This is a genomic window from Klebsiella sp. 2019SCSN059, from assembly GCF_021739525.1.
Classification (GTDB): domain Bacteria; phylum Pseudomonadota; class Gammaproteobacteria; order Enterobacterales; family Enterobacteriaceae; genus Klebsiella; species Klebsiella quasipneumoniae.
The window spans coordinates 1-3,169 of sequence record NZ_JAKKOM010000085.1; the positions used below are offsets into that span (position 1 = coordinate 1).

At 64.0% G+C, this 3,169-nt stretch carries 2 protein-coding genes; both read right to left on the reverse strand.

Translation table 11 applies throughout. The features are described from left to right. Positions 1-62: 62 nt before the first annotated feature. A complete protein-coding gene (locus tag L2I46_RS28805) occupies positions 63-3,029 on the reverse strand; it encodes a Tn3 family transposase (protein WP_001138070.1) in 2,967 nt (988 codons plus the stop codon). A 2-nt stretch (positions 3,030-3,031) separates the two neighbouring features. Then, a partial coding sequence (locus tag L2I46_RS28810; protein WP_080963205.1) for a helix-turn-helix domain-containing protein occupies positions 3,032-3,169 on the reverse strand: 138 nt, incomplete at its 5' end.

Here is a 3,169-nt window from a genome sequence, read left to right on the forward strand (position 1 = left end):
AAAGCCTGTCCTCAGCATAGTACTGGGAAGGAGGGAGTGACCATCTCATTAAATAAAGCACGCTAAGCCGGTTGCAGCGGTCGTAGCGGCCTGAACTTGCCCGCGCCGATCTTGGCGCTGCTGCGCCAGAGGTAATCGCCGGTGAGGTTGATGTGCTCCCAACCGAGCGGCGACAGGTACTGCAACAGCGCGTCATCAACGGCATGGCCGTTGCCACGCAGCGCGTGCGCAGCCCGTTCCAGATAGACCGTGTTCCACAACACGACGGCAGCCGTTACCAGATTGAGGCCGCTAGCCCGGTAGCGCTGCTGCTCGAAACTGCGGTCGCGGATTTCACCCAGGCGGTTGAAAAACACTGCCCTGGCCAGCGCATTGCGCGCCTCGCCCTTGTTCAGGCCGGCATGCACGCGGCGGCGCAGTTCCACGCTTTGCAGCCAGTCCAGGATGAACAGCGTGCGCTCGATGCGGCCCAGCTCGCGGAGCGCCACGGCCAGGCCGTTCTGGCGTGGGTAGCTGCCGAGCTTTCGGAGCATCAGGGAGGCCGTCACCGTGCCCTGCTTGATCGAGGTGGCCAGCCGCAGGATTTCGTCCCAATGGGCGCGGACGTGCTTGATGTTGAGCGTGCCGCCGATCATGGGTTTCAGCGCGTCATAGGCGGCGTCGCCCTTCGGGATGTAGAGCTTGGTGTCGCCCAGGTCGCGGATGCGCGGCGCGAAGCGGAAGCCCAGGAGGTGCATCAGGGCGAAGACGTGATCGGTGAAGCCCGCCGTGTCGGTGTAATGCTCCTCGATCCGCAAGTCGGACTCGTGGTACAGCAGGCCGTCGAGCACGTAGGTCGAATCGCGCACGCCGACGTTCACGACCTTGGTGTGAAATGGCGCGTACTGGTCAGAAATGTGGGTGTAGAACGTCCGCCCTGGGCTGCTCCCGTATTTCGGGTTGATGTGGCCGGTGCTCTCGGCCTTGCTGCCGGTGCGGAAGTTCTGGCCGTCCGACGATGAGGTGGTGCCGTCGCCCCAGTGCTCGGCGAAGGGATGGCGGAACTGTGCGTTGACCAGATCGGCCAGCGCCGCCCCGTAGGTTTCGTCGCGGATGTGCCAGGCTTGCAGCCAAGCCAGCTTGGCGTAGGTCGTGCCGGGGCAAGACTCCGCCATCTTGGTCAGGCCCAGGTTGATCGCGTCGGCGAGGATCGTGGTCAGCAACAGGTTCTTGTCTTTGGCCGGGTCGCCCGATTTCAGATGCGCGAAATGCCGAGTGAAGCCCGTCCATTCGTCCACCTCCAGCAGCAGTTCGGTGATCTTGACGTGCGGCAGGATCATTGCCGTCTGGTCGATCAGCGCTTGGGCGGTGTCGGGTACCGCCGCGTCGAGCGGCGTGATCTTCAAGCCTGACTCGGTGATGATGGCGTCCGGCAGCTCGTTGGCCGTCGCCATACGGTTGACGGTGGCAAGCTGTGTTTCCAGCAGCGTCAGCCGGTCGTTCAGGTACCGGTTGCAGTCGGTGGCCACGGCCAGCGGCAATTCGCTGGCCTGCTTGAGGCTGGCGAATTTCGCGGGCGGCACCAGGTAGTCCTCGAAGTCCTTGAACTGGCGCGACCCCTGCACCCAGATGTCGCCGGAACGCAACGCGTTCTTCATCTCCGACAGCGCGCACAGTTCGTAGTAGCGCCGGTCGATGCCGGTGTCGGTCATGACCAGCTTCTGCCAGCGCGGCTTGATGAACTCGGTCGGCGCGTCGGCGGGCACCTTGCGGGCGTTGTCGCTGTTCATGCCGCGCAGCACCTCGATGGCGTCGAGCACGTCCTTCGCGGCGGGAGCGGCCCGCAGCTTGAGCACGGCAAGGAATTCCGGCGCGTAGCGGCGCAGCGTGGCGTAGCTTTCGCCGATGCGGTGCAGGAAATCGAAGTCCTCGGGCTGCGCAAGCTTCTGCGCTTCGGTGACGCTCTCGGCGAAGGCATCCCAGGACATGACGGCCTCGATGGCGGCGAACGGATCGCGGCCCGCCTGCTTGGCCTCGATCAGCGCCTGGCCGATGCGGCCGAACAGCCGCACCTTGGCGTTGATCGCCTTGCCGGACGCCTGGAATTGCTGCTGATGCTTGTTCTTGGCGGCGTTGAACAGCTTGCCCAGGATGCGGTCGTGCAGGTCGATGATTTCGTCGGTGACGGTGGCCATGCCCTCGATGGCAAGCGCCACCAGGGTGGCATAGCGTCGCTGCGCCTCGAACTTGGCCAGGTCGGCGGGCGTCATCTGGCCACCCTCACGGGCGATCTTGAGCAGGCGGTTCTGGTGCACCGACCGCTCGATGCCAGAAGGCAGGTCGAGCGCCTGCCACGCTTTGAGGCGTTCGATGTGTTCCAGCATGTGCCGCGAATTCGGTTTGACGGGCGATTGGCGCAGCCAGGCCAGCCAGGTCGTTTTGCCGTTGTCCCGACGCTTGAGCAGATCGTCGAGGCGGCGGCGATGCGCGTCCGACAGCGGTTCGGCCAAGGCATCGTAGATGCGCCGGTTGGCGCGGGTGATTGCTTCGGCGCTCGCCCGCTCGACGGCGTTGAGGGCAGGCAGAATGACCGACTGCTGCCGCAGGTGCTCGATCAAGGTGCTGGCCAGCACGATGCCCTTGTCGGTCTGCAAGGCCATCTCGGTCAGCAACTGGACGGCCTGCCGGTAGTGGCCCATGGTAAAGGGCTGGAAGCCGAACACCGTTTGCAGTTCGACCAGGTGCTCGCGCCGGGTCTGCTCCCGCTGCCCGTATTCGTCCCAGCTTTCGACGCTGACCTTGAGCTGGTCGGCGACCAGTTTCAACAAGGGCGGAAACGGCGGCTCATCGACGCCCAGGATGACACCAGGAAAGCGCAGGTAACAGAGCTGCACGGCGAAGCCCAGCCGGTTGGCCGGGCCGCGCCGCTGCCGGATGATGGAGAGGTCGGTTTCGCTGAACGTGTAGTGACGGATCAACTCATCCTTGGTGTCCGGCAACGCCAGCAGGCTTTCGCGCTCGGCGGCGGACAGGATTGAACGACGTGGCATATTTACTGATCCGTTCTCAAGTATTGATACAGGGTTTCGCGACTGATTCCGAATTCACGAGCCAGCTTGGTCTTTTGCTCGCCAGCCTCGACACGTTGGCGCAGTTCGGCAATACGCTCAGACGACAGGGATTTCTTCCT